Source organism: Alkalihalophilus lindianensis, from assembly GCF_032843265.1.
In the GTDB taxonomy this organism is placed as follows: domain Bacteria; phylum Bacillota; class Bacilli; order Bacillales; family Bacillaceae_D; genus Alkalihalophilus; species Alkalihalophilus lindianensis.
In genome coordinates, this window is the sequence record NZ_JAWJBA010000005.1 from 227,263 (window position 1) to 251,754 (window position 24,492).

Consider the following 24,492-nt stretch of genomic DNA (forward strand, 5'->3'; position numbering starts at 1 on the left):
AGGCCATCTAAATTATGAAGGAACAACCTCAGATGCTTCGAGTGCTGTTTTAACACTCGCTTCTATGATTTCAAATCCTGCTTCTAGTCCTGCATCATCGATGATCAATGGTGGGAATAGTTTGAACACCTCATCTTTTGGTCCTGATGTTTCCATGATTAAGCCACGATTGAATGCTTCAGCGGCAACTTTTTCAGCTAATCCATCAACTTTAGTTGCAATACCAACCATGTAACCACGACCGCGTACTTCACCTTTGACTTCAGGGTATTTATTTACAATCTCTTCTAAGAATGAGTAGATATGTTCAGATCGTCTTTGAATTTCACTCTCAAAGTCAGGATCTTTCCAGAACTCAAGAGCTTGAGTTGCTGTAATGAAAGCATGGTTGTTTCCACGGAACGTACCGTTATGCTCACCTGGTGCCCAGATATCAAGATCAGGACGAATTAAAGTGATGGCAAGTGGAAGACCATACCCACCAATAGATTTAGACATACAAACGATATCAGGCTTAATACCAGCTTTCTCAAAGCTGAAGAATGTACCAGTACGCCCGACACCAGCCTGAACATCATCGACAATTAATAAAATGCCCCAACGCTTACAAATCTCTTCGATTCGTTGTAACCACTCGAATCTTGCAGCATTAATACCGCCTTCACCTTGGACTGTCTCGAGAATCATTGCAGCAGGGATCGCAACTCCACTACCACTATCCTCTAGGAAACGTTCGAGATACTCCAGAGTGTCGAGGCCATCGTTTACAAAGCTGTCGTATGGCATTGTTACTGTATTTTGTAATGGAATTCCTGCACCTTTACGTTTGAAAGAGTTTCCTGTAACAGAAAGTGAACCAATCGTCATTCCATGAAAACCATTCGTGAAACTAAGAATGTCCGTGCGTCCCGTTACCTTACGTGCCAGTTTTAATGCACTTTCAACTGTGTTTGTACCAGTTGGTCCTGGGAACATCACTTTATACTCTAGACCACGGGGCTTTAAAATGACGTTATTGAAAGTCTCTAGAAAGTCAGCTTTTGGAGCGGTCGCCATATCAAGTGAATGAGTAATTCCGTCACTCATAATATAATCGACTAACTTTTGCTTCATGCTTTCTTCGTTATGACCATAATTCAAGGCACCGGCGCCAGAGAAGAAATCGAGATACTCCTTACCTGCCTCATCCCACATCTTATAGCCCTTTGCTTTGGTGAAAACAGTAGGGAAACTACGGCAATAACTTCTTACCTCAGATTCTAATTGTGAAAATATATTCATGTCAGTTTGTTTCATCGTTACTTTCTCCTCCTTTAAATAAATCCAATACCTTTAATTTGTGTGGGTATATCGTGAACTCGCAGGTAACTTGAGACATTGCCTAAATACTTAATTACCGCAATGGTCCTATTCGAAACGTCAATTCTTCTTCATGATTGTCACCAGGGAATAATTCTTCAGAGAAACAATCGAGAACTTCACAATTTGTATCGTGAGCACGAGCTAATCTGCGGAACAGTGATTGTGACGCTTTGTTGGATGGGGTGACAGTGGCCTCTACATATCGAATATCCTTAGCACCTTGTCTTTGTACTAATTCATTTAACATTTGAGAAGCAAGGCCTTTTCCTCGTTGAGAGGGATCCACTCCAATTTGCCATACAAAAACGACATCTGGTTTAGTGGGAGGGATGAAAGCAGTGATGAAGCCAACTAGTTTTTCTTCATCATCTTTGGCAACAACACATGTTTCTGCAAAAAAATCGCACATCATAATGTACTTATAAGCAGAGTTTTGATCCAATGTAGAATTGTTAACTAACTCCCACATTGCTGCTCCATCATTAACTGTTGGTTTTAAGAGGCTAATATGATTTGTTTTTTTAGCAGTTGTAGTTGCTTGTTGACTATTAATGTCAGTTTCCTCCTTAAAATATTCTTTTTGGTCCTCACTAATACGTATTTAATCATATGATGATGAGATAAGGATGGCAAACGAGCTTAACAAGGATTATTCCGCTTAAATAGGGCTTAGGTGGGATGAAGGTAGGTAAGGGCTATGAAGGTTTTAAATCCTACGCTATCGTTAAGTATTCTAACAAATTGATATTTTTAAAAAGTCAGAAAAAAAGAGGATGAAAGTCATAAACCCTTATAGCACAAAGGGTATGGAAGGTTTTATAACATCAAAAAACAGATAAGCGGAACAAAGCCGCTTATCTGTTTTTTTGTAAAATTATTGTTGATTCTTTTTAGAGCGTTTTCCAGCAGCCTTTTGTTGCTGTTGACGTTGTTGTTCACTATGACCAGCAGGATCCAACTCGTTAGCAAATTCAGCCTGATGTTGTTGCTGATGTTGTTGCATTTCTTGTTGTTGTTTGTTGCGGTTTTTCTTACCCATGATCAATTCCCCCTAAAGGTTGATATGTTAGAAAAGCAAGTGCGTTGCTTTTCTACCTATAGTATGGATGTGATCTGTTTAATTATTAGTGTTAGCTTTTGGAAGCTCTTCTTGCTGCGCGATCTGCTGCTCTAAATTCAGAGGCAAATCGAACTTCTTGAGCTTTACGTAATGTACTACGCTCTTCGGTAGCATGGCGCTTTTTACTTTCCATCTAAATCCCCTCACTTTCACTCATGGATAGTCATAGTGTGGGCAAAGAATAGGAAAATAATCCAATTAAGCTTCTTTTGCTTCAAATGATTGTGTATGTTGCAAGTCTTTTCTCATTAAGTGTAGGTGGTATTGATCCTTCTCTATTTGAAATAAATCATACACATCTGCTTGTTCATTTATTTGTTGATAAATATCGGGTCTAAGCTCATTGGCTAAAGTCGTGTATGGAAGCTTTGCTGCTGCTTTATGAGAACGGATATTTTCCTTTCTAATTCGCATAAAAACAGTTTGAATCTCACACTGAAAAAACAGCTCATCAAAGAAAGCATCTTTAGCTAATTGATTATAGCCTTTACCAAAGTATGGTTTGCCAATCCAAGTTCCTAAAAACCCGCTTTGTTTTGCCACATCAAATAAATTAATGGTACCAATCGGTTCGCCCCACTCGTCGACGATCGTTCGGGATATGAGTTCGCCGCGCTCCTCAGCTTCTATGGTTTGCTTTGTTAAGAAAGCAAACTCATCATAGGAAGAAGCTTTATGACGAACATATGGAAATACAGCCGGGTCAACCAACAGTTCGAACAAAGCATGAGAATCAGCGACGTCTCGTCTCTTTAAAATCACAAAAAAGCCCTCCTTTTTAAAGAGGGCAGATGAGTTCTTCCACCCTCGAATTTAATATAATGAAGTATCAAATTCGGGGTGGGAATCGAACCCACTAGAACCAGTGAAATGGTGGCGCACCAATTGCCTTCCCAAAGCTTATATAATTGTTTATAAGGTCAAATAATGCGATATTATCGCTTTAGAGTAGTTGAGTAACGGTATAAGAGTGTAATTCGCTCATATACTCCTTAATCCTTCTTTATATTAAATGTTTTTTCTCGAAAAAGATACTGTTTTTTGTAAAATATTTATGAAGAAATTTTTACAAATTCGTGCACTATTTTAAGAGGTCGACAAGGGCAGATTTCAACTCTTTATAGTGATGGTTATACCCTAATTTTTCAGCTTTTTCTGGAAGGACAATTTGACCGTCTAATACAAGGGTACTCATTTCGCCTAGCGCTATTTTTAGAGCAAAGGAAGGGGCGGGGAACCAGTGAGGTCTACCAAGCACTTCACCCACTGTCTTACCAAACTCATTCATTTGCATTGGGTTTGGCGATGTGACATTAATTGGGCCTTCTACTGCATCATTGGTTAAGGAAAATAAAATCAATCGAATGACATCATCAATATGAACCCAAGAAAACCACTGTTTTCCTGATCCTAATGGTCCTCCTGCAAATAGTTTATAGGGAAGCAACATGCGGTTAAGGGCACCTTCTTTTTTGGAAAGCACGATACCAAACCGAGTATAAACCGTCCTAATTCCAAGCTCTTTAGCTTTACTCGCTTCACTCTCCCAATCAATGACAACATCTGCAAGGAAATTACGCTCAATTGGAGGGGATTGTTCAGTGAAGGTTACTTTAGAAGAATTACCGTAATATCCCGTTGCAGAAGCGTTGACAAGTACATCTGGCTTTTTCGTTAATTTCTGAAGGATCGAGATCACTTCACGAGTGGCATCAATTCGACTTGATTTAATTCTTTCTTTGCGTTCCTTGGTCCAGCGACCTTCTCCAATCGATTCGCCTGCAAGATTAACAATCGCATCAATGCCTTCTAATTCAAGTTCTGGTTTGGCATCATCACTTAACCATTTCACGTAGGTTACAGACGGTTGTTCTGGTTTGTTGTCTGGGTTTCTTGTTAAGATGTATACAGACTGACCTAGTTCAGTTAAAGCTGAGGTTAGTTTCGATCCGATAAAGCCTGTTCCACCTGTAACAGCAATTTTCATAATAGACCTCCTGTTAAATATAAATATAGGTTTCGTTTCTTTGTTTATATAAGACTGTACCCAATAACACGTAACATTAGTCTTTAGAATATGGTTCTTATATTATAATCACGAATAAGTGAGTAAAGGGATTTGGTGACTCGATGATAACAATCACAAAGATATCTGTTCAAAAAAGAAGCAAAGAACGCTATAACATATTTGTAGACCGAGGAAATGGGGAAGAATATGGATTTAGTGTGGATGAAGATATATTAATAAAGCTTGGTTTAAAGAAAGGTCTTGAATTAAATGAAGAAGAATTAACTGAGATTCTTGATAAAGATGAAGAAAAAAAGACTCATCATTTAGCCATTCATTTTCTTTCATATCGAATGAGATCTATTACTGAAATGACTGATTATCTAAAGAAGAAAGAACGAGAGCAAAAGCATATTGAAGTTGTCTTATCAAAGTTAATAGAGCAAAATCTTCTGAATGATGAGATGTTTGCCAAGGCGTATATTGAGTCGAAAAAGCTAACTTTAATGAAAGGGCCATTGAAGTTAAAACAAGAGCTTAATCAAAAAGGTGTAGGACGAGAACATATTGATTTGGGATTAGCTACTTTTACTGAAGAAGAACAAATCGATAAAGTGATAAAGTGGTTAGATAAGCAAGGAAATCGAAAGCCAAAACAATCGGTATCAGCATTTAAACAAAAGCTGGCTACGCAATTAATGGGTAAAGGCTTTACACGTCCTGTAATCGAGACAGCTCTTAATGAAGTGAGTTTTGAAGTAGAGCCATCAGAAGAATGGGAAGCTCTAACATTTCAAGCAGAGAAGTTAGAGAGAAAATACCGTTCAAAATATGAAGGATGGCAGTACAAGCAAAGAATGAAACAAGCGCTGTACCAAAAGGGGTTTTCCGTTGAAATGATTACATCGTATTTATCAAAAAGTGATGATGGTGAACTTGAATAACTTTGCTATACTATTTATAGAAGGAAAGTTTGTAGAAGAAAAAGAATATGGAGGCCGTTACAGTGGATGAGAAACGCTTCAGTGAAATGACAACATATGAGCTTCAAACAGAAATACAAAGGATAAATGAAAAAGCAAAGAAAGCAGAGCAGCTTGGAATGATGAACGAGTTTGCGGTGTATGAAAGAAAAATGATAATGGCAAAGGCATACTTACTAGATCCAGCTGACTTCAAGCCTGGTGAATTATACAGCTTAACAGACGATGAGTCGACGTTCCAAATTTCCTATATGAATGGACGATTTGCATGGGGTTATCGCAACAATGAGACATCCCTTGATGCGGTACCGATCTCATTATTAAAACAAAAATAAGAGAAATGCCAGAAGCATTTCCCTTATTAATGTGCATACTGTAAGTGGTTATGAACGCTTACGTGTCTGCACTTCAAGTACGATATTGTGTTGGCTTTGTTCGGTTTCCCCATTTACTTGATGGAAAGCATGCTTTGGATTAGCACGCGGCGAGCAAAAAGGATCTTTATATGGAAACTTTTTTGGCTTGCCCATATCTACACCTCCGTAAACCTAGTTGCTATTGCTCTTTGTTTGAACGTGCCATTCGCTCTTGGGGATGATCATTGATCGTACCATCCGCACGTTTTGATAAGGTAGCATCTGTTTCTTTTGGTTTTTCGGTAAAGTTCATTGATTCTGGGAAGTCTTTCGCTTTGTTACGCATCGTGTGGGAAACCTCCTTTTGTCACTAAGCCGATCACTTATCGGCTCAATAGTAGTATGAGCGACTTTGAAACAAACGATGATACACAAATGTTGTTAATGGAGGAAAGGGATCAAATGGAGACAATCTTTAAACGTTTAACAGATGAATTGTTGACTGTAAATAAGGAATTATCAGCAGAGGCAGCTAGAACTTGGGTAGAAGGATTATGGGAAGACTTCGAGTCGACTCGTGCAAAGGCTGGACGTGAATACAAGGGGCAGGAAATGACGGAACAAATTGTGTTGAAATGGATTCAACAATACGGCCCTCACCTTCATAAATATGCACCTAAACAACAAAAGTTTGCGCATTTAAATCAAGACAACCAACCAAAGCATTAAAAAAGTAGAGCCTCCACTCGTTATGCGTGGAGGCTCTACTCATTACTTATGTTTGTTCTTCCATAAAGTTTAATTTCTTTTGAAGGGTTTCTTCACTAAAGACCCAACCTGTATAAGAAGTTAAAATATTTAAATCATCATCAAGTTGAACAATAGCTACGAAAGGATAATGACCTTTACTACGATAACGTAGATCAACGAAGCGAACTTCAGTAATATCATCTTCTTTTACTTCAACTTCCCATCGATACGTAGGGGAAAAAGATAGAAAAGCAGCTAAATTCTTATCCTTCCTAGCCGCATTGATGACTGGATCGTCTGGGATTGGATCAAAAGAATACTTTTCAAAGAAGTTAATTTGGTTATCACGTGATTCTGCTACATAAAGTGTAGATGGTGTCCGAATAACTAAGTGGAACTGATTCCATCTAATTGTTGGTGACACAAAAATATGGCTAGCATTTGGGTGGAGCCTACGAGCATGCTTCACCACTTTTTGTTTTTCGTAAATCCTCCAAATATAATAAAGAATTAATACGAGATATAGTAACAAGAAGGTCAATCCAGGGGTTGTACCTAAAGCCCACATCGCAATAGCACCTAAGTGCATAAAGAAAATAAACGGATCAAAAATATTAATCACACCTAAAGCAATCCATCTATTTGAGATCGGCCTTAATGCCTGGGTACCATATGCATTAAAAATGTCTACAAACACATGTAATACAACTGCTATGAGGGACCAAAGGAAGATGGTGAACCAATTAATACCTGGCATAAATAAGGTAATACCAGCAGTTAGCAATACAGGCCATGCGAGTAGTGCTGGTAAGGAGTGAGTAATCCCTCGATGGTTCCTGATATAGACTGCATTATTCCGGAGTTTTAATACTGTATCAAAGTCTGGAGCTTGTGAACCAACAATTGCTGCAATCATCACAGCGCTTTGCATTGTGGGATCACCCGCGACATTTGGGTCAAGGGTTGCAAGTCCGCCAAGCGCTATTCCCATTACTACATGTGTACCTGTATCCATTCATTGGCACCTCCCGCTCATTAAGTATTGTGTGTATTAATCATACAGAATCTCATGCGAATTTCAAGACAATTGATTATGTAGATGTCATGATATAGTTTAGTTATACCCGAATTGTAAATGATTCAAAAGGGGGAATTTCAATGGATAAAGTAATAGACGTTTTTCTTGAGTATAAAATTGATCAAAATTATGTAACACAATATGAAGAGTACATGCCTACAGTTAAAAGAATGCTTGAGACCTTCGGTGCCTATGACATAAAATGGTTCGAAGCAGCAAATGATCAGCCTTATTTGTATGTAGAAATGTTCAAGGTTAACAAGCATGAGCACTATGAGGCAATTAAATCATTACGCCAAGCTGAGAAAAATCATTTTAGTAAAGAATTCGCATTGTTTGTAGATGGTGGTACGAGGAAAATTCATTGCTGGGCATTTAAACAGAAGAAGATATAGGAGGAAGCTTGTGCAGTACACGAAACTAACTGACTTTCAGGTCGAAAACTTTCAAACAGATTTAATCGAATGGTTTAAAGAAAATCAACGGACTCTCCCTTGGCGAGAAAATAAAGACCCTTACCGAGTGTGGGTGTCTGAAATCATGTTACAGCAAACAAGGGTCGACACAGTGATCCCTTACTACTTAAACTTCATGAGGGAATTTCCGACACTTGAAGACTTAGCGTATGCTGAAGAAGATCGGATTTTAAAAGCATGGGAAGGGCTTGGGTATTATTCTAGAGTCCGAAATTTACAAACAGCTGTACGTGAGGTAGTAGAAGAGTATGATGCGGTTGTTCCACGTTCGCGAGTAGATATTTCTAAATTGAAAGGAGTTGGGCCATATACTGCAGGGGCGATCTTAAGCATTGCATATGGGCAGCCAGAACCTGCTGTAGACGGTAATGTAATGCGAGTTCTCTCACGCGTGTTAGAGATTGATGAAGATATCGCTAAGCCTAAAACGCGTAAAACCTTTGAAGAGGTTCTTTATGAACTCATATCAAAAGAAGATCCTTCCTCTTTTAATCAAGGTATGATGGAACTTGGCGCTCTCATTTGTACACCGACCTCACCTGGTTGCCTGCTCTGTCCAGTACGTACTCATTGTCGTGCGTACAAAAAAGGTATTCAAGACACATTGCCTATAAAGTCAAAGAAAAAGAAAGCAAAACGGAAACGAATGGCTGCTTTTGTAATTGTGAATGAAACAGGACAGGTCTTGATTGAAAAGCGTCCAGAAACAGGACTCTTAGCAAAATTGTGGCAGTTTCCTAATGTTGAAGTCGATAGTCATTCATTCAACAAAGAGAATATGGCACTAAGCTTAAGCGAACAAGTGGGAGAAACAATTATTTTAGGTGATCGTATTCAAAAAGTGGAGCATGTTTTCTCTCATATAATTTGGGATATTGAAGTGTATCAAGCTAAAATTGAAGCGGTTGGGATTGAGGATGCAACACATAGATGGGTGGATCATCACCAAATTGAAGAATTTGCATTCCCAGTCTCACATCAAAAGATCATTAAACATTATTTCGATGGAGTGTGATGAAGATGGATCTAAATTTACATAATAAAGTCGTTCTTGTAACAGGTGGGACAAAAGGAATTGGCCGTGCAATCGCTGAGGCATTCGTGAATGAAGGAGCCCGAGTGTTTGTTTGTGCGAGAGGAGAAGAGACGCTCGCAGAAATGGATCGTAAACAAGGTATAACGACCGTTCAAGCTGATTTGACGAGTGAGGATGAGCGTAACAAAGTAATAGATGAAGTACTTAAGCAAGCGGGAAAAATTGATATTCTTGTTAATAACGTGGGGGGAAGTAATGGTTCTACCGTTAGTGAAACAGAGCTTTCTCTCTTTAGAGAAGCTTTTGAGTTAAACTACTTCTCAGCTGTACACTTCAGTAAACTTGCCCTGAGAGAGATGAAGCAGCAGCAAAGCGGAAGCATTATTAATATTTCCTCCATTTTTGGACGAGAATCAGGCGGGAAACCGACATACAATAGTGCAAAGGCAGCTATGATCAGCTTTACTAAAGCTCTAGCCGATGAAGCGATCAAAGAAGGAGTACGTGTGAATGGAGTTGCTCCCGGTTCTATTTTGCACCCAACAGGTAATTGGCAAAAGCGTCTAGATGAAAACCCGGAGAAAATCCAAGCGTTTATTGAACATGAAATACCAGCGGGAAGATTTGGAACAGTGGAAGAAGTAGCAAATGCAGTATTATTTTTAGCATCTGAAAAAGCATCTTGGGTAGTAGGAGCTACATTGAATGTCGATGGTGGCCAATCTAATGCAAACTTTTAAAAAGGAAGGCGAGTGATCGCCCTCCTTTTTTCATTACTGATCGTTGTTTACGAGGTGAATTTCTTTAATCATACTTTTAGTCTCAGGAGTGCCTAGATTATATAAGGCTTCATACACATCGTTTAGTCCACGTTGATACTCATTTTTATCTCGGTCTCCTTTTTGGTCATCGAAGTGACGAAAAGAAAATAAGTTGCCAAGCTCGACATCATGAGATTGAACTTCATGTAAGAGATCTTCTAACGCCTTTTTCTCTGTTTCGCTTGCTTCAATTTCATACTCAATGAGTTGCCCATCATTGACTCTTGTCGGGTTGATGGTATCCATACTTATTGGGTTCAAATTGACATAATACAATTGTTTATCCATTGTTTCATCTCCTTTTAGAAGTGTTACTCTTACTTTCTCCAAAAAGAGAAGAAACATCATTCTTATTCAAAAAACTGAACGTAAAAAAACGAGAGAGCTGTTCGGAGCTCTCTCGTAAAAAAATTAATGCTTAATAATAATCCGTCCATCCACTTTCTTCGCTTCAATCGTTTCATGTGCTTTAGTGGCTTCTTCTAGTGAAAACACTTCACCTACATGGGCAGATAAAGCTTTAGACTCGAGACCTTCTGAAATTTCCTTTCCAGCCTTCACAAGCTCAGAACTATTAACAGTAAAAAGCAGAATACCTAAAAGAGAGGCATTTTTCATGTTGAGCTTCCTCCATGGTAAGGTAGGTTGATTATTAACTGGTGAACCAATGGTAACAATCCGCCCACCATTGCCAATCATATCTAGGTTGTCATCTAAATTCTCACTAACAGACATATCCAAAATGACATCAATCCCATTTCCATCTGTTAATTCCTGTACTCTTTTAAGAACATTTTCCTCGTGGTAATTCACAACCACGTCAGCTCCAGCTTTAATAGCAATGGCTGCTTTATCTTCATTGCCCGCTGTTGCAATCACGAATGCTCCAGCTTGTTTCGCAAGTTGAACAGCTGCTTGACCGACAGCGCCAGCTGCTCCGTAGATTAATACTTTCTCTTCTTTTTTTAGCGCGGCTCGGTAAAAGAGGGATAAGTGAGCAGTCATGAAAGCCATCGCTACAGCTGCTCCTTCTTCATATGAAAGATGAGCAGGAAGTGGAAAGGCCTTAGCTCCTTCAACTGCAACTAACTCAGCAGAAGCTCCCTTTGCATTTGTTGCCCAAATTCGGTCTCCGACAGCTAGGTTCGTTACATTTTCGCCAAGTTCGACAACCTCGCCAGCTAAATCAAAATGAGGAATATGCGGGAAGCTTGGGACTTCTCTAATGCCTTTTCTAAAATACGTATCGACTGGATTTACCCCACTTGCTCCAACTTTAACAAGCACTTCACCCTTCTTTAAAGTCGGTTTATCCGTTTCGCCTAGATATAAAACAGAGGGGTCGCCATATTCTTTGTATTGGATTGCACGCATAATCGATCATCTCCTTATGATGTGAAAAGTGGTTTTAGTCTTTTAGCTGCTTCTATTAAATTTGGTTCGTCTTGTACAAGTGCTATTCGAACAAATCCTTCGCCCTCGCTACCAAATGCCATACCAGGTGTTACGATTACTCCGTGATTAAGAGCGGCTAATGTAAATGACATCGAATCAAAATGTGAAGGGACTTTTGCCCATAGAAACATGCCGCCTTTCGGTGACGGAACATCCCATCCTATGTCATGAAGCGAATGGACAAGGGTGTCTCGACGTTTTTTATAAACTGATCGTTGGTCCTCTAAGAAAGTGCCTGGGTTTTGTAAGGCAATTGTTGCTGCCCGCTGAATCGGTTTAAATACCCCGTAATCAATATGAGATTTTACAACAGCAAGAGGTTTTAAAAGTTCAGTGCGTCCGATACCATAGCCAATACGTGCACCGGCAAAATTAAAGCTTTTTGACATCGAGTTAAACTCAATCGCTACCTCTTTTGCTCCTTCTATAGAAAGAATGCTAATCGGTTGCAGGTCGTCATAGAGAAGTTCCGAATAAGCAAAGTCATGCACCACAAGAATCTGGTGTTTTGTTGCAAATGCAATGACTTCTTCTAAATAAGCTTTAGTGGCTGTAGCTGCAGTAGGATTGCTAGGGTAGCTAAGGATCACGATTTTTGCTTTTTTAACGATTTCACTTGAAAGTGAGGAGAAATCGAATTGGTAGTTGTTTTCTTCATTTAGCGGATAGGGATGTAAGGTAGCCCCAGCTAGTTCCGCGCTGGCTGCATAGATGGGATAGCCTGGGTTAGGAACGAGCATAATATCGCCTTCATCCAAATAAGAAAGAGCAAGGTGAGCCAGTCCATCTTGGGACCCCATCAGTTGCAGCACGTCACCTTCTTCAATAGTCACCTCGTAACGCTTCTGATAAAAATGACAGACAGCTTCACGGAAGGTGATCTCACTTGTAATGGCATAACCATAATCAAAATCATTGGCGACTGCCTTCATAAGCTCTTCTTTTAGAAAGGGTGGAGGGGGAAGATCGGGACTTCCAATACTTAAATCAATAAGAGAAGCTCCTGCTAATTTTTTCTCTTTTTTTCGGAGTGATAAATCTGTAAACACACTTGTTTGCAGATGATCTAATTTCTTTGATGGTGAAAACATATGTAACTCTCCTCATTTTTGCTGGCTTTTTCTTCTTCTATTTTAGCTGAATAGTCAGAAAAAACCTAGTGGTTGTTTTGACACAAAAAAAAGATAAGCGGTCGCTTATCTTTAATCGTAATGAACTTCAGAACCTTGTGTCCAAGATGCTTCTTGTTTTAACCCACCCCGAGCCTCGATTTCTTCAATGATCTCTCTGTGAATGGTTGTGCCTTCAAGGTTTAAATAGGGAGTCATCTGTTGCAACCCGTGATGAAAATAGGCAAGCTCCTTATCAGACCACTCCGCTTTACTAATCATCGTTAATTCAGTCATATCCCTACCTACATACATTTCTACCACTCCTTCAGGACTTCGTAAAAGCATTTAAACGAAGTTTTCTCTTAGTGTTTCTGTTCGTGCGTCAGTCTATACGATATAATAAGTTGAGACTGTAAGTGATGGAGGATATTTATGGAACAAAAAGTTGCACTTGTTACAGGAAGTAGTAGAGGAATCGGAAAGCGTATTGCGCTAAGGTTAGCAGAGCAAGGATATGACCTTGTAATCAACTATGCAAGAAGTAAGCAAGCGGCACTGGATACAGCAGCTGAAATTGAAGCATTAGGGAGAAAAGCCCTTGTTGTCAAAGCCAATGTAGGTAAACCCGAAAAAATCAAAGAGTTGTTTGTAAAAATTGATGAAGAATATGGTCGTCTTGATATATTCGTTAACAATGCAGCCTCAGGTGTGTTACGTCCGTTAATGGAACTTGAAGAAAGTCATTGGGATTGGACAATGGATATTAATAGTAAAGCTTTGCTTTTCTGCGCGCAAGAAGCTGCAAAACGTATGGAGAAATCAGGTGGCGGGAAGATGGTAAGCCTTAGTTCATTGGGTTCGATTCGCTATTTGAAGAACTACACCACAGTTGGCGTGTCAAAGGCAGCTGTTGAAGCTTTGACGAGATACCTCGCAGTAGAGCTTGCTAAAAAGGACATCGTCGTTAATGCCGTGTCTGGTGGAGCAGTCGATACAGATGCACTCACTCACTTTCCAAATCGAGAGGAGCTCCTAGCTGATGCAGCGCAACGTACACCAGCAGGGAGAATCGTTGAAGCTGATGATTTAGTGGATGCAGTTATGTTCTTATTATCAGATCAAGCAAAGATGATTCGTGGCCAGACGATTATTGTTGATGGAGGAATTTCTTTATTAGTTTAGTATTTTTTTTGAATAAAATGAGTCACCTCGGTACATATTAATCTTTGTGGAGGTGATATCACATGAACAACCAACAACAAAACCAACAACAGCAACAAGCGTCTAAAACAAACGCTCAAAAAGTACAAAAGCAAAATGCAGCTTCTGCACAAGGAAACAGCTACAACACTGAGTTTGCTAGCGAAACGAATGCACAAGAAGTTCGTCAGCAAAACGCTCAATCTGAAGCTCAGAAAAACCAAGCTTCTACAAACTATAAGCAACAACAAAACCAACAAAATCGTTAATCAAACGATGAAGAACACCCTCTGACTTATCGTCTAGAGGGTGTTTTTTCTTGTGGAAGGAGATAGAAATAGCATGAAAAGAGAGTACATACACCATTTTTATTTGGTACAGGCGCTTACCGTTTCAAAAAGGTGGGGAACACTGTATAATAGAAAAGAATGAAAGAAAAGTTACTGTATTGGAATGTGCGAGAAGTAGTTTGTAGGGTAGATCCTTTCAAGTCAAAAGGAACGTAAAGGAACGTACAAGCATTTAGCTACTCTACCTACTGACGTCCAAAACTTTTAAAAGAAAGGAGATCTTTATGAATTTTCCCAAAGTAGGCAGTAGTGTTCAGATCCAAAGTTATAAACACAATGGATCAATTCATCGGATTTGGGAAGAATCAATCGTGCTTAAAGGGACGTCAAAGGTTGTAATCGGAGGTAATGATCGAATTCTTGTTAGAGAATCAGATGGTCGCAACTGGAGAACACGTGAACCAGCGATTTGTTATTTTGATTCCGAACAATGGTTTAATACGATCGGTATGATTCGATCAGATGGAATTTACTATTACTGTAATCTTGGAACCCCGTTCACATGGGATGAGGAAGCAGTAAAATACATTGACTATGACCTTGATATTAAAGTGTATCCAGATATGACCTTTAAGCTGTTAGATGAAGATGAATATGAGCTGCATAGTAAATTGATGAATTATCCACCGGAAATAGATGAAATTCTAAAAAGAAGCGTAGATGAATTAATCTCTTGGATTCATCAGAGAAAAGGTCCATTTGCCCCGCAATTTGTAGAGAGCTGGTATGAACGCTTTTTGCAATATAGGTAAATAATTTGTAGAAAACACAAGTAGAAAGCCTGGTTACCAGGCTTTCTTTTCCGTCATACTAAGAAAAAGGGGGTGTCTTGTTGAACAGTATTAAACGGTATATGATCTTTGTTAAACCATATTGGAAGCAAATTATGTGGACAATTATGATAGGGGTTTTAAAATTCGGTATTCCCTTATTATTACCGTTAGTCATGATGTATGTGATAGATGATATCATCTTTGCCGAAGGAATGGCCCAAGATGAGAAGATATCAACTTTATTTTGGATAATGGGTGGAATGTTCTTTATCTTCCTTGTGTTAAGACCACCAATTGAATACTTAAGGCAATACTATGCGCAATGGATCGGAAGTAAAGTCCTCTATGATATTCGTGATCAATTATTTACCCATATACAACGCTTAAGTCTTCGTTTTTATTCAAATCGAAAAGTAGGTGAAATTATTTCTCGTGTCATCCATGATGTGGAGCAGACGAAGAACTTTGTCATAACGGGTTTGATGAATATTTGGCTCGATTTATTTACGATTATTATTGCTATTATAATTATGTTAAATATTAACGTCTGGCTAACACTAGTGGCGATTTCGATGTTTCCACTTTACGGTTTTTCTGTGAAGTTCTTTTATGCGCGGCTGAGGCACTTAACAAGGGTACGTTCGCAAGCACTTGCTGAGGTGCAGGGTCATTTGCATGAACGAGTACAAGGGATGAATGTCATTCGAAGCTTTGCCCTTGAAGAACATGAACAGAATCAATTTGCAAAACGTAACGGAAACTTTCTCGATCGAGCACTAGACCATACGCGTTGGAATGCGAAAACATTTGCAGTCGTAAATACGATTACTGATCTTGCTCCATTACTGGTTATTGTCGTTTCAGGCTATTTTGTGATAACGGGAAGTTTAGAAGTTGGAGCGATGACGGCGTTTGTATTATATATGGAGCGATTATATGGACCACTTCGTCGATTAGTGAATTCATCTACCACACTGACACAATCGATTGCTTCAATGGATCGTGTGTTTGAATTTATTGATGAGAAGTATGATATCGAAGACTCTTTAGATGCCTTGCCACTTCAATCGGCTGCAGGAAGAGTCCAATTTGAGGATGTTTCATTTTACTATGAGAATGAGGGACAACCTGTATTAAAGAATGTTTCTCTAGATGTGAAAGAAGGAGAGACGATTGCGTTTGTTGGGATGAGTGGTGGAGGAAAAAGTACACTTATTAGCTTAATCCCGAGATTTTACGATGTCTCTAGTGGTCGAATCCTTTTAGATGGTGTGGATATAAGGCATTATCAAGTTCGGAACTTAAGAGATAAAATAGGGATGGTTCTTCAAGATAATGTGTTATTTAGTGATTCTGTAAAAATGAACATATTAATGGGGAATCCAAATGCAAGTGATGAAGAAGTGATAGCAGCTGCTAAGGCAGCAAATGCTCATGAATTTATTATGAATTTACCAAATGGTTATGATACTGAGGTTGGTGAGCGTGGTGTGAAATTATCTGGAGGTCAGAAGCAGCGAGTAGCGATTGCACGGGTATTTCTAAAGAATCCACCGATCTTAATTTTTGATGAAGCCACATCTGCGCTTGACCTAGAAAGTGAACATTATATTCAAGAAGCACTTGAAAAACTAGCCCGTAACCGTACAACATTTATTGTCGCGCATCGACTATCTACCATTACCCATGCAGATCGAATTGTTTTAATCGAGAATGGAGAAATCGTAGAAAGTGGTAAGCACGATGAATTAATGAAAAAGAAAGGGCATTATCAAAAGTTATTTGATGTACAGCAATTATCATAAAAAAAGACGTCCGGCACACGAGGCTGGACGTCTTTTTTGACTATAGCGATTTATTCTTCTTCTGGTTCTTGTACCTTCACTTGGTTTTCCTTCTTATGAAAGTTAAAGAAGGAATCAACTAAGTGATCGAGGTGTTCAAGTTGTTCTTGGTACTCCACAATTTGTGAAACAGCGGGCAGAATGTGAAGCCACTGAGTACGCACTGTCTCGGGATCTTTATAAAGGTTAATATAAAGATCTGTTAAAGCCGCTTTACCATCATTAATCTCTTGCATCGTTTCATCAGTGGGCAAAGATTGAACTTTACCAACGTAACGTAGCAAGATTCGGTCATGATATTGAGTTAATCGGCTTAATTGCAGCTCAATTTCTTTTTGAATCTCACAAGGTAATTGATGTAATTCCTCAGAACGTCTTTCGAGATTTTTAAGCACAATTAAAGACTTTTTGGTGGTAATCAACATTTGTCTGAATAAGACAATTTTTCTGGCTTTTCCATATTTATTACGAAGAAAGTAATTTCGTTCTTCTTTATATAAAAGGAATAGGTTATCTATTTTAACCATCTGCTCATCTAATCGACTAATATCACGTTTAAGCATGCGAGGATCAGCATCTTTTCTTAAAAAGAGCATAGTCCATTGAATAATATCTTCTGTTGCTTTTAACATTTTGTGGTAGAGCTTTGTTTCATAGCGGGGTGGAATAAACAATAAATTCACTAAAAATGCAGCAAACACACCAATGATAATAAGCATAAAACGTCCCGTTGCAAACTCAATAAAGTTGTCTGCGGGACTTTCCATCACAATAATAATAGTCACAATTGCTAAGGGGATGGTGGTAGGTTCTAATTTCACCTTTAGGATGATGCCGATAGCTAATATTACGACTAACCCAACAACAAATGGTTCATGCCCAAATGTCATAACGAAGATGACTCCTAAGACAGCACCGATCACGTTAGCTTGAACTTGTTCCAAACTGGTTTGGAAGGTGCGGTAGATTGAAGGTTGAATCGCAAAAGCTGCGGCAAGAGCGGCGAACATCGGTGGCTCAAGCCCAACCCAAATAGCAAAATAGAGTGAGACAATAATGGCAAGACCCGTCTTAAATATACGAGCTCCAAGTTTCATGGTAACTAATTATCCTTTCTGCTCATCGCCTGAATATGATTACAAATTAGAATGAGTATGGGCGATAGCATCCATTAATAAATTCATACCGAACGTACTATACAATGACTTTTCGTTAGAATCAACCTCTTTTTATAAAAAGAAATAATGTAAGCGTTTTGTTTGTTTAATTAGCGATATTTTCTATAGTGCCTTTTTAGTGTATTAAAAAAAGCGCTAGATTAAACCAGCGCTTTCACTTTATTTTTGAGATTGAGATACACATTTAAAAGCGTGGTCGACTGCTTTTAATGTTTTGTTGATGTCATCATCTGTATGAGCAGTGGTAAGGAACCATGCCTCGTACTTTGATGGAGCAAGATTGATGCCTTGATTAAGCATCTCTTTAAAGAAAGTCGCAAATTGCTCACCGTTGGTTTGTTCGGCTTGCTCGTAATTACGAATGGTCTCATTTGTGAAGTAGATCGTTAAAGCGCCTTTTAAACGGTTTACTGTGATTTCGACCTTGTGTTTATTAGCAAGTTCAAGAATACCTTTTTCTAATTCGGCTCCAAGTCGGTTCAGTTCTTCGTAGACACCTTCTTCTTTTAATACTTCTAAACAAGCAATCCCAGCACTCATCGATGCAGGGTTTCCAGCCATTGTTCCAGCTTGATAAGCAGGTCCAAGTGGGGCAACTTTCTCCATAATATCCACACGTCCACCGTAAGCTCCAATGGGTAACCCGCCACCAATGATTTTACCTAAGGCGGTCATATCTGGTTCAACACCGAGGTAGTTTTGAGCTCCACCGTACATAAAGCGGAAAGCCGTAATCACTTCATCATAAATGACTAATGCCCCGGCATCATGTGTCAGTTCATTAACAGCTTCGAGGAAGCCTGGATCAGGTTCAACAATTCCGAAATTGCCGACGATTGGTTCAACTAAAACCGCAGCAATCTCATCTCCCCATTTATCTAGGGCTTCTTTGTAAGCATTAATGTCATTGAAAGGAACGGTGATGACTTCTTTAGCGATACTTTTTGTCACACCAGCAGAGTCAGGTGTGCCTAATGTAGAAGGCCCAGAACCTGCTGCTACTAAGACTAGATCCGAATGACCGTGATAACAACCTGCAAATTTGATGATCTTATCACGACCGGTATAGGCACGTGCAACACGGATAGTCGTCATCACCGCTTCAGTACCTGAGTTAACAAAGCGTACTTTCTCTAGAGATGGAATGGCTTCTTTTAACATTTTGGCAAATTGATTTTCAAGCTTTGTAGGTGTACCATATAATACCCCATTTTCAGCAGCTTTTGTAATTGCTTCGGTAATATGAGGGTGAGCATGACCGGTGATGATCGGTCCGTAAGCTGCTAGGAAATCAATATATTGATTTCCATCAACATCCCAAAAATAAGCACCATTAGCACGCTCCATAAAAACGGGCGTTCCTCCGCCGACCCCTTTATAGGCACGTGATGGACTATTTACACCGCCTAGAATATGTTCTTGGGCCTCATCGTATAAGGCTTCTGATTGTTTGAAATTCATGTGATAAATTCCTCCATACCGTTATGTATTCACTTCATACTATTCATTATTCAATCATAAGCTTGGGTTTAGAACAAGTGAAAGGCAAATAGATAGTAGGGAAGGTGAGGCTTTCTTTTATTGAGTGAGGGATACGAGAAGAGATAAAAAGATAGAAGGTTCGTAGTTCTTTTAATAGATCACAATTTAATCGGTTGTTTTCTCCATTGAAGGAAGATCGTTTGAGAGGGAATGAAGATTACGTTTACATATTTCTTGAAATAGTAACTGAATGAAATCCTCATGAAGCTTGAGTTCTAACGCTTTATGGTAACTTTGGATTAACACTTCATCATTTAGTATTTCCAAGTGTGGTAACCTCCTTTATTCGCGATATGATTCACAAATTCTCGGAGGATCATTTAGTCAAAGTTGTTTGATGTGATCATACATAATTTTCATATGTATTATTCTTCTTTAATAGTAAGATCCCCTCTAAACGAAAGGTACTTTTTTAACGATTGATAAAAATTTTTTTCATAAGCATTTTAGAGATAAAATCATTCTAATCATTTCTAATTAATAGGATATCCTCATATCTTTTGTAACAGGCAGTCCTAAAAAGGTAAGAGGTGAGCTAATGGTAAATTGGCTTTTATATATATGTATGTTTATCGCAGTAAGTGGGGTATTAATGAGTTTTTTATTGCTTTTACGTTACCGGCCAACTAGAGGGAGACACCGAGTATCTCTTCGCCATTTTATGATGTTAGTAAATGTTTATGTGACTGTTATGCTAGCATTTGCTCTTATTTATATGATTCTTGAGTTATTAGGTATTCAAGTATTGGCAGAAGCAAGTCGTAATGTCGGTGGGGAGTTAACGCATCTTGTCTCAGATGTTATCTACTTTAGTGCCATTACATTGCTTTCAGTAGGGTATGGTGATATTGTCCCAATCGGAGTAGGTAGAATTCTTGCTATCATTCAGGCTTTATTTGGGTATCTTTTGCCGGCAGCCTTTGTGGTCACAACTGTTATTCGTTTTGAAAATAAGGTAGAATAGTTGTAAGAGGAAACAAGATTCGTTACGATAAATAAATCTTTATAAATAAGGAAGGTTGTGACATTATGGCTCTTGAAATCGGACAAGTTGCACCCGACTTTCAATTAGAAGCGAGTAGTGGTGAGCAAGTAACATTAAGTCAACTCAAAGGGAAGAATGTAGTACTTTATTTCTATCCTAAAGATATGACACCAGGTTGCACGACTCAAGCATGTGATTTTCGTGACCGAGTAGAATCGTTTGAATCACTCGATACCGTTATTCTAGGCGTGAGTCCAGATCCATTAGTTCGTCATGAGAAGTTTATTGAAAAATACGATTTGCCATTTCTATTGTTAGCAGATGAAGATCATGAGGTTGCTGAGTTGTATCACGTCTGGAAATTGAAGAAAAACTTTGGCAAGGAATACATGGGAATTGAAAGATCGACGTTTGTCATTGATAAAGAGGGTAAACTGGTAAAAGAATGGCGTAAAGTACGTGTCAAAGACCATGTCGAAGAAGCGTTAACATTTATAAAAGAAGAAGTTGAAGCATAAAGACTAAAAGCGAGGGGAATCACTCTCGCTTTTTTTGAAAACAGAAAAGGTCTCTAATGAGGTGAGAAGATGAAGGTTGTATCGTCAGCAAAAATTAAAGAGGATATTCAACAGCAAATGATTAACGATTTCCCGGAAGTTGACTTCATGTTCTATAAAAAAATGAATGAGGTTGGAGTAGATCTAAGCTCATGCGAAGTGCTCATTACATACGGAGAAGACCTCACTTCAGAGAAAATTGAAGAAGCTAAGCAACTAAAATGGATTATGGTTATTGCTGCTGGGCTTGAAAAAATTCCTTTTAATGCCATCTTACAAAAAGGAATTTTGGTGACGAATTGTCGTGGCATTCATGCCAAACCAATGGGTGAATATACGATTAGCATGATGTTGCAAATGGCAAGAAAGACGAAAGAGTTGATAGCGAGTGAAAAACAGGCCAACTGGAATCGTAAAGTTCCGATGATGGAGCTTAACGGTAAAACAATTGGAATTCTTGGTGCAGGTGCTATTGGTCAAGAAGTTGCACGTTTAAGTCAGGCTTTTGGTATGAAAACTCTCGGAATGAATAGTACAGGAAAAAGTGTTCAGTATATAGATGAAATGTATACTGAAAAAACCGTTGAAACGCTACTCGGGAAATCTCATTTTGTCGTTAATATTCTTCCACATACCGAAAAAACACAAAAGTTTATGAGCGAAGAACGTTTTTCTGTTATGAAAAAAGACGCTTATTTTATAAATATTGGCCGTGGAAAAACGGTTGATGAACAAGCTTTAGAAAAAGTGCTAGAGGAAGGGCATCTTGCACATGCAAGTTTAGATGTATTTGAAACAGAGCCGTTAACTAGCAATCACTCTTTTTGGAATCACGAGAAGGTCACAGTTACCCCGCATATATCTGGAATTTCATCTGAATATCAAACAAGAGCATTTGAGATCGTGAAAAAAAATCTAAAAACGTTCATTGAAGGGAACGATGACTTCATTAATCGAATAGATTTAACTAAAGGCTATTAGTTGTAAAAGGGGGACGGGTTATGAAGCTTCTAGTTTGTATTATTGATGATTTTTATGCAAGTGAGGTCGAGAGGGATTTGCGAGAGAAAGGCTACCGAATGACGGAGCTTGCTAGTACAGGTGGTTTTCTAAAGAAGGGGAATACAACGTTTCTCTTTGGAGTAGAAGAAACAGATCTAGAGAATCTAAAAGCTGCATTGAAGGATGCGTGTCTGTCATTAGAAGAAAAGAAGAAAAGGAAATCAAAAAACGAACATCGATACACTTCATTTTTAGTAGATGCATCTCATGCAATGCCTTTTCTTTCCTAGGACAATATTGACTTGGTGGCAACGATTATATTATACTATTTATAAAGATTATAAAGTAAGAATGTTTTTTGAAAGAGAGGTGCATGACGATGTCAAACCATCGCTTGCAAGATGCAATTGATGCACTTAAAAGCACCCGTGTTCGTATGACGCCTCAACGTCATGCTATTTTAGAATTTCTATATGAAACATCAATCCATCCTACTGCTGATGATATTTATAAAGCATTGGAAGGTCGTTTCCCTAATATGAGTGTCGCTACAGTATACAATAATCTGCGTGTTTTTAAAGAAGTAGGTATTGTAAAAGAGTTGACTTATGGAGACTCTTCAAGTCGTTTTGACTGTGTTACATCTGATCATTATCATGTGATTTGCCAAGATTGTGGTAAAATTGTTGACTTCCATTATCCTGGACTAGATGAAGTGGAAACACTTGCTGAACATGTGACAGGATTTAAGGTGCATAGTCACCGTATGGAAATCTACGGAACATGTACAGAGTGCACAAAGAAAGTACAACATTAATTCTATTAGCACCTTAAGCTCCTCAAGCTTAAGGTGCTTTTTTTATAAACAAAAAACGAAGCTAATTAGCTTCGTTTAGATTTGTTGTTATAAGATTCATCAAACTCTTTACCTTCAAGAGATTGATCAAGAGTTAAAGGTTCACTGCAATGCATACAAGCATCGACGCGTCCTAACATTTTTGTAGGTTTATTGCAGCTAGGACATACAACTTGTACGGATTTAGTTGAGAGCATGCCAATCCAAAAATAGACGACTGTGCTTCCGATAATAAATAAAAATCCTATCAGCATAGAGATGGTCATTAGGATCGGAGAGTCTCTAAAGAAAATCCCGATATACATAACGAGTATCCCAATAAAAACTAGTGACAATGCAAACGTTCGAATCTTATTTATTTTATTTGTATACTTAATTCCCATATTCGTCCCTCCCATTTATGAGTATAGCATAGAGAAGGGGAACAACCTATGGAACAGAGAAGAAATTCACTACTTTGTGAAGGATATCGCCAGTTCTTGTCGAAAGTAGTACACGAGAATTTCCTGGCAAAGTGTGTGGGCGATTGAGGAGGAGTTAGTATGGATATGTTTTTAAGGCAACTTTATCAAGATCGAGCTAGTGAGGATGATACATTGGCTATATTAGTTATAGAAAAAGAATTATCACCGCTATCAATTTTAGATGGATTCGATGCAATTGTACTTGTAATAAAAAATAATCCTGAAGTTGATTGGCATGTAAAGCATTATCAATTAGGAACGATGAAGGTGGCTTTGCACTCTTTGAGCCAAACCACGATGCATCATTCTTTAATCGCAGGCACGCACCGTCGTTTAGTGGATTGGCTTTTTCATGGAAAGATTGTTTTTGATCGAAATGAATTTCTTCAAGGGGTTAAAGAACGGATTGAAACCTTTCCTCCTGGCGATCGAATCAAAAAGATGACGATTCAATTTACGAAAATGTTAAGACGATTTGATGAAGGCAAAACGTTGTTCCATAATCATCATTCCTTCGATGCTTTTAGTAATATGATGCACTCTCTGCATCATTTAGCTAGACTGGCAGTCATTAACCATGGGTTTTATCCTGAGGTAACAGTGTGGGAGCAAGTTAGGAAGATTGAGCCTGAAACCTATAAATTGTATCAAGAGTTATTGATGAGTGAGGAATCATTAGAGCAACGAATTGAACTATTAATCCTTGCTACAGAATTAGCGGTTCGTTCAAAAACTGAAATTGGATCGCAGCATTTCCTCACATTACTAGCTTCTAGAGATGAAAGCTGGACGATAGCTGAAATGATGGAAATTCCTGAAGTGCAAGATTATCGAATTGACCTTGAATTGCTTGTTAACTTCTTAATAGAAAAGGAATTCCTATTAATAGATCATCAAGAATCAAAAGCTAAAGGAATTCATCACATTCACTATAAATTAAAATCTTAAAATAAAATGATTAAATAGTATTGACTTTAGTTTGTGTGCGTGATAAATTATTACTTGTCGCTGACAACACAGTTGTTACGCACACAAATTATTTTAAAAAAGTTGTTGACTTCGAAATGACGATTTGATAAGATAATGAAGTCGCCAACAACGACAAACAAGTTCTTTGAAAACTGAACAAAAGCCAAGCGAAATAGAGATACATGATATCTCGTCAATTTTTAAAACAAGATGCT

At 38.5% G+C, this 24,492-nt stretch carries 33 protein-coding genes; 16 read left to right on the top strand and 17 right to left on the bottom strand.

Annotated features, from left to right (window positions below; genetic code table 11):
* Window positions 1–12: 12 nt before the first annotated feature.
* From ectB to RYX56_RS16010, 6 genes are all read right to left on the bottom strand, one after another.
* Entirely contained in the window at window positions 13–1,296 is a 1,284-nt protein-coding gene (gene ectB, locus RYX56_RS15985) for a diaminobutyrate--2-oxoglutarate transaminase (protein WP_317123044.1), read from the bottom strand.
* Between the two features lie 97 nt (window positions 1,297–1,393).
* Complete coding sequence (gene ectA / locus RYX56_RS15990) at window positions 1,394–1,870, bottom strand: diaminobutyrate acetyltransferase (protein WP_317123078.1); 477 nt, start codon at window positions 1,868–1,870, stop codon at window positions 1,394–1,396.
* Window positions 1,871–2,236: 366 nt separating this feature from the next.
* Complete coding sequence (locus tag RYX56_RS15995) at window positions 2,237–2,401, bottom strand: hypothetical protein (RefSeq protein WP_198530591.1); 165 nt, start codon at window positions 2,399–2,401, stop codon at window positions 2,237–2,239.
* Between the two features lie 91 nt (window positions 2,402–2,492).
* On the bottom strand, window positions 2,493–2,615 hold the full coding sequence (locus RYX56_RS16000; RefSeq protein ID WP_082153778.1) for a YfhE family protein: 123 nt from the start codon (window positions 2,613–2,615) through the stop codon (window positions 2,493–2,495).
* A 65-nt stretch (window positions 2,616–2,680) separates the two neighbouring features.
* Entirely contained in the window at window positions 2,681–3,241 is a 561-nt protein-coding gene (locus tag RYX56_RS16005) for a GNAT family N-acetyltransferase (protein ID WP_317123079.1), read from the bottom strand.
* Window positions 3,242–3,563: 322 nt separating this feature from the next.
* Window positions 3,564–4,469 (bottom strand): TIGR01777 family oxidoreductase, encoded by a 906-nt coding sequence (locus RYX56_RS16010; protein WP_317123045.1) that lies wholly within the window; start codon window positions 4,467–4,469, stop codon window positions 3,564–3,566.
* A 143-nt stretch (window positions 4,470–4,612) separates the two neighbouring features.
* Between RYX56_RS16010 and recX the strand changes: the two genes are divergently transcribed.
* Together recX and RYX56_RS16020 are read left to right on the top strand one after the other, a co-directional pair.
* A complete protein-coding gene (gene recX / locus RYX56_RS16015) occupies window positions 4,613–5,434 on the top strand; it encodes a recombination regulator RecX (RefSeq protein WP_317123046.1) in 822 nt (273 codons plus the stop codon).
* 62 nt (window positions 5,435–5,496) lie between these two features.
* The gene (locus tag RYX56_RS16020; RefSeq protein WP_317123047.1) at window positions 5,497–5,808 is read left to right on the top strand and encodes a YfhH family protein; all 312 of its coding nucleotides are present in this window, start codon (window positions 5,497–5,499) and stop codon (window positions 5,806–5,808) included.
* Between the two features lie 48 nt (window positions 5,809–5,856).
* On the opposite strand, the gene RYX56_RS16025 is transcribed toward RYX56_RS16020, so the two are convergent.
* Window positions 5,857–6,003 (bottom strand): YpzG family protein, encoded by a 147-nt coding sequence (locus tag RYX56_RS16025; RefSeq protein ID WP_317123048.1) that lies wholly within the window; start codon window positions 6,001–6,003, stop codon window positions 5,857–5,859.
* Window positions 6,004–6,028: 25 nt separating this feature from the next.
* On the bottom strand, window positions 6,029–6,175 hold the full coding sequence (locus RYX56_RS16030; RefSeq protein WP_317123049.1) for a small, acid-soluble spore protein K: 147 nt from the start codon (window positions 6,173–6,175) through the stop codon (window positions 6,029–6,031).
* A gap of 116 nt (window positions 6,176–6,291) precedes the next feature.
* Between RYX56_RS16030 and RYX56_RS16035 the strand changes: the two genes are divergently transcribed.
* Window positions 6,292–6,558 (top strand): YfhJ family protein, encoded by a 267-nt coding sequence (locus RYX56_RS16035; RefSeq protein ID WP_317123050.1) that lies wholly within the window; start codon window positions 6,292–6,294, stop codon window positions 6,556–6,558.
* A gap of 46 nt (window positions 6,559–6,604) precedes the next feature.
* Here RYX56_RS16035 and RYX56_RS16040 read toward each other — a convergent pair whose 3' ends face one another.
* Entirely contained in the window at window positions 6,605–7,594 is a 990-nt protein-coding gene (locus tag RYX56_RS16040) for a metal-dependent hydrolase (protein WP_317123051.1), read from the bottom strand.
* A 143-nt stretch (window positions 7,595–7,737) separates the two neighbouring features.
* On the opposite strand from RYX56_RS16040, the gene RYX56_RS16045 reads away from it, so the two are divergent.
* From RYX56_RS16045 to RYX56_RS16055, 3 genes are read left to right on the top strand one after another with little or no spacing between them, the layout of a single operon-like run.
* Window positions 7,738–8,052 carry a hypothetical protein gene (locus RYX56_RS16045; RefSeq protein WP_317123052.1) on the top strand — a complete coding sequence of 105 codons (315 nt, stop codon included), beginning with the start codon at window positions 7,738–7,740 and terminating at the stop codon, window positions 8,050–8,052.
* Window positions 8,053–8,062: 10 nt separating this feature from the next.
* Window positions 8,063–9,148 (top strand): A/G-specific adenine glycosylase, encoded by a 1,086-nt coding sequence (gene mutY / locus RYX56_RS16050; protein WP_317123053.1) that lies wholly within the window; start codon window positions 8,063–8,065, stop codon window positions 9,146–9,148.
* Window positions 9,149–9,153: 5 nt separating this feature from the next.
* The gene (locus RYX56_RS16055; protein WP_317123054.1) at window positions 9,154–9,909 is read left to right on the top strand and encodes an SDR family NAD(P)-dependent oxidoreductase; all 756 of its coding nucleotides are present in this window, start codon (window positions 9,154–9,156) and stop codon (window positions 9,907–9,909) included.
* Between the two features lie 33 nt (window positions 9,910–9,942).
* Here RYX56_RS16055 and RYX56_RS16060 read toward each other — a convergent pair whose 3' ends face one another.
* The 4 genes from RYX56_RS16060 to yfhS all read right to left on the bottom strand — a co-directional run bounded on the left by RYX56_RS16060 (window position 9,943) and on the right by yfhS (window position 12,869).
* Window positions 9,943–10,278 carry a hypothetical protein gene (locus RYX56_RS16060; RefSeq protein ID WP_317123055.1) on the bottom strand — a complete coding sequence of 112 codons (336 nt, stop codon included), beginning with the start codon at window positions 10,276–10,278 and terminating at the stop codon, window positions 9,943–9,945.
* Window positions 10,279–10,401: 123 nt separating this feature from the next.
* Window positions 10,402–11,364: an NADPH:quinone reductase gene (locus tag RYX56_RS16065; RefSeq protein ID WP_317123056.1), complete on the bottom strand. Its 963-nt coding sequence runs from the start codon at window positions 11,362–11,364 to the stop codon at window positions 10,402–10,404.
* Between the two features lie 14 nt (window positions 11,365–11,378).
* On the bottom strand, window positions 11,379–12,536 hold the full coding sequence (locus RYX56_RS16070; protein ID WP_317123057.1) for an LL-diaminopimelate aminotransferase: 1,158 nt from the start codon (window positions 12,534–12,536) through the stop codon (window positions 11,379–11,381).
* Window positions 12,537–12,647: 111 nt separating this feature from the next.
* The gene (gene yfhS / locus RYX56_RS16075; RefSeq protein ID WP_317123058.1) at window positions 12,648–12,869 is read right to left on the bottom strand and encodes a mother cell protein YfhS; all 222 of its coding nucleotides are present in this window, start codon (window positions 12,867–12,869) and stop codon (window positions 12,648–12,650) included.
* Window positions 12,870–12,989: 120 nt separating this feature from the next.
* Between yfhS and fabL the strand changes: the two genes are divergently transcribed.
* From fabL to RYX56_RS16095, 4 genes are all read left to right on the top strand, one after another.
* Window positions 12,990–13,739 carry an enoyl-[acyl-carrier-protein] reductase FabL gene (gene fabL, locus RYX56_RS16080; RefSeq protein WP_317123059.1) on the top strand — a complete coding sequence of 250 codons (750 nt, stop codon included), beginning with the start codon at window positions 12,990–12,992 and terminating at the stop codon, window positions 13,737–13,739.
* A gap of 62 nt (window positions 13,740–13,801) precedes the next feature.
* The gene (locus tag RYX56_RS16085) at window positions 13,802–14,026 is read left to right on the top strand and encodes a gamma-type small acid-soluble spore protein (RefSeq protein ID WP_317123060.1); all 225 of its coding nucleotides are present in this window, start codon (window positions 13,802–13,804) and stop codon (window positions 14,024–14,026) included.
* Between the two features lie 305 nt (window positions 14,027–14,331).
* Window positions 14,332–14,859 (top strand): nucleoside tri-diphosphate phosphatase, encoded by a 528-nt coding sequence (ntdP, locus tag RYX56_RS16090; RefSeq protein ID WP_317123061.1) that lies wholly within the window; start codon window positions 14,332–14,334, stop codon window positions 14,857–14,859.
* Between the two features lie 80 nt (window positions 14,860–14,939).
* On the top strand, window positions 14,940–16,685 hold the full coding sequence (locus RYX56_RS16095; RefSeq protein ID WP_317123062.1) for an ABC transporter ATP-binding protein: 1,746 nt from the start codon (window positions 14,940–14,942) through the stop codon (window positions 16,683–16,685).
* 50 nt (window positions 16,686–16,735) lie between these two features.
* Here RYX56_RS16095 and RYX56_RS16100 read toward each other — a convergent pair whose 3' ends face one another.
* The 3 genes from RYX56_RS16100 to RYX56_RS16110 all read right to left on the bottom strand — a co-directional run bounded on the left by RYX56_RS16100 (window position 16,736) and on the right by RYX56_RS16110 (window position 19,711).
* Entirely contained in the window at window positions 16,736–17,821 is a 1,086-nt protein-coding gene (locus RYX56_RS16100; RefSeq protein ID WP_317123063.1) for an FUSC family protein, read from the bottom strand.
* 240 nt (window positions 17,822–18,061) lie between these two features.
* Window positions 18,062–19,363 (bottom strand): glutamate-1-semialdehyde 2,1-aminomutase, encoded by a 1,302-nt coding sequence (locus RYX56_RS16105; protein WP_317123064.1) that lies wholly within the window; start codon window positions 19,361–19,363, stop codon window positions 18,062–18,064.
* A 186-nt stretch (window positions 19,364–19,549) separates the two neighbouring features.
* Complete coding sequence (locus RYX56_RS16110) at window positions 19,550–19,711, bottom strand: sporulation histidine kinase inhibitor Sda (protein ID WP_317123065.1); 162 nt, start codon at window positions 19,709–19,711, stop codon at window positions 19,550–19,552.
* Window positions 19,712–19,982: 271 nt separating this feature from the next.
* On the opposite strand from RYX56_RS16110, the gene RYX56_RS16115 reads away from it, so the two are divergent.
* From RYX56_RS16115 to perR, 5 genes are all read left to right on the top strand, one after another.
* Window positions 19,983–20,408, top strand: coding sequence for a potassium channel family protein (locus RYX56_RS16115; RefSeq protein WP_317123066.1), 426 nt, complete (start codon window positions 19,983–19,985; stop codon window positions 20,406–20,408).
* Window positions 20,409–20,473: 65 nt separating this feature from the next.
* Window positions 20,474–20,947: a thioredoxin-dependent thiol peroxidase gene (gene bcp / locus RYX56_RS16120; RefSeq protein WP_317123067.1), complete on the top strand. Its 474-nt coding sequence runs from the start codon at window positions 20,474–20,476 to the stop codon at window positions 20,945–20,947.
* Window positions 20,948–21,016: 69 nt separating this feature from the next.
* A complete protein-coding gene (locus RYX56_RS16125) occupies window positions 21,017–21,967 on the top strand; it encodes a D-2-hydroxyacid dehydrogenase (protein WP_317123068.1) in 951 nt (316 codons plus the stop codon).
* Window positions 21,968–21,987: 20 nt separating this feature from the next.
* Window positions 21,988–22,278, top strand: a complete 291-nt coding sequence (locus RYX56_RS16130; RefSeq protein ID WP_317123069.1) for a cyclic-di-AMP receptor — start codon at window positions 21,988–21,990, stop codon at window positions 22,276–22,278.
* Window positions 22,279–22,367: 89 nt separating this feature from the next.
* On the top strand, window positions 22,368–22,805 hold the full coding sequence (perR, locus tag RYX56_RS16135; protein WP_317123070.1) for a peroxide-responsive transcriptional repressor PerR: 438 nt from the start codon (window positions 22,368–22,370) through the stop codon (window positions 22,803–22,805).
* A gap of 65 nt (window positions 22,806–22,870) precedes the next feature.
* On the opposite strand, the gene RYX56_RS16140 is transcribed toward perR, so the two are convergent.
* Window positions 22,871–23,227, bottom strand: coding sequence for a YgzB family protein (locus RYX56_RS16140; protein WP_317123071.1), 357 nt, complete (start codon window positions 23,225–23,227; stop codon window positions 22,871–22,873).
* A 159-nt stretch (window positions 23,228–23,386) separates the two neighbouring features.
* On the opposite strand from RYX56_RS16140, the gene RYX56_RS16145 reads away from it, so the two are divergent.
* The gene (locus RYX56_RS16145; protein WP_317123072.1) at window positions 23,387–24,256 is read left to right on the top strand and encodes a nucleotidyltransferase-like protein; all 870 of its coding nucleotides are present in this window, start codon (window positions 23,387–23,389) and stop codon (window positions 24,254–24,256) included.
* The last annotated feature ends 236 nt before the right edge of the window (window positions 24,257–24,492 follow it).